This is a genomic window from Actinomyces sp. S6-Spd3 (assembly GCF_000758755.1).
In the GTDB taxonomy this organism is placed as follows: domain Bacteria; phylum Actinomycetota; class Actinomycetes; order Actinomycetales; family Actinomycetaceae; genus Pauljensenia.
Genome location: NZ_JRMV01000189.1, coordinates 1 through 598, shown reverse-complemented (window position 1 = coordinate 598; position 598 = coordinate 1). Strand labels below are relative to the sequence as shown.

Here is a 598-nt window from a genome sequence, read left to right as displayed (position 1 = left end):
GACTATATTGAATTTTGGAATTCATACTTATTGCTTTCTCGAGGAGCAATGTCCGATGGTTTTGTGATCTCTACTCAGCCTGGCTGAGACGCCGCCCTAACAATCGTTGCGTCCTGGAGATCGTCATGCCTGCAATCAACCTCGATAATGTTTCTTTTTCTTATTCATCTAAGCCAGTATTGGACCGTATTGATCTGCATATTGGTGAAGGTGAGCGAGCTTGTCTGATCGGCCCCAATGGGTGCGGGAAAACCACGTTGCTTCGGATCGCATCTGGCGATCTGGCTCCCGAAATGGGTACGGCAAGAGTTAGTGGACTCGCAACAGAGTTGTTCCAAGTGCCTGAGGCTGAACAGTTTGATGGGAGTATCGGTGAATATCTCGACGCGGCGTTGCATCCACTTCGAAGCATTGCTACCCACTTTTATTACGTAGCTGATCGGCTGGAGGCCGACGCGAATCTCGTTGAAATGGGGCTAGAATATGATCAGCTACTAGCCCAGATGACAAGCTTCGACATTTGGACGCTGAACGCGCGGGTTGCGCAGGTGTTGGCCGAGCTAGGCTTGAGCGCTTTCACAGATTCTGGGCTTAATCG

At 50.2% G+C, this 598-nt stretch carries 1 protein-coding gene; it reads left to right on the top strand.

All coding sequences use genetic code 11. The features are described from left to right. Positions 1–125 precede the first annotated feature (125 nt). Positions 126–598: ATP-binding cassette domain-containing protein (locus tag HMPREF1627_RS01110; RefSeq protein WP_034500407.1), on the top strand; the 473-nt coding region annotated here is incomplete at its 3' end.